Source organism: Falsiroseomonas oryzae (genome assembly GCF_027856955.1).
Lineage (GTDB): Bacteria > Pseudomonadota > Alphaproteobacteria > Acetobacterales > Acetobacteraceae > Falsiroseomonas > Falsiroseomonas oryzae.
On the sequence record NZ_JAPSMD010001007.1, the window covers coordinates 1 to 571 of the forward strand.

Genomic DNA, 571 nt, shown 5'->3' on the forward strand with positions numbered 1-571 from the left:
GGCCGACATCGGCGAGCTGCGGCGGGCGCTGAGCGGGACGCTGGCCGCGGCGGCGCTGGATGCGCTGGCGGTGCCGGTGCTGCTGCTGGCGCTGCTGGTGATGGATCCGCGGCTGTCCGCCTTCGGCCTGGCCTGCGCGGCTGCCGCGGCACTGATCGGCTGGCTGGGCGAGCGGCGCGCGGCTGGCGCGCTGACCGCATCGAACCGCGGCGCGGCGGAGACCTCCGCCATGGTGGCGGACGCGATGCGCTGCGCCGAGCCGGTGGTCGCGATGGGCATGCTGCCGGCCCTGCAGCAACGCTGGATCGCGCGGATGGCCACCAGCGCGGCGCGGCTGCGGCAGGCGCAGGCGGCGGCACGGGCAGCGGCGACGCTGACCGTGGTGGTGCAGACCCTGTCGGGCGGTGGCGCGCTGCTGCTCGGCGCGGCGCTGATCCTGGGCGGCACCGACCTCGGCATCGGGCTGCTGCTGGCCATGCTGGTCACGCCGCGCATCGTCGGGCCCTTCGCGCGGCTCGCTGCCTCCCTGAACGAGCTGGCCGCGGCGCGCGCGGCCTGGGCGCGGATCGTC

General features: G+C 77.6%; 1 protein-coding gene. It reads left to right on the forward strand.

All coding sequences use genetic code 11. The annotated features are described in order from the left end of the window. Positions 1 to 571 (forward strand): ABC transporter transmembrane domain-containing protein (locus OZN99_RS33220; RefSeq protein ID WP_270939423.1); only part of this gene is annotated, 571 nt, incomplete at both ends.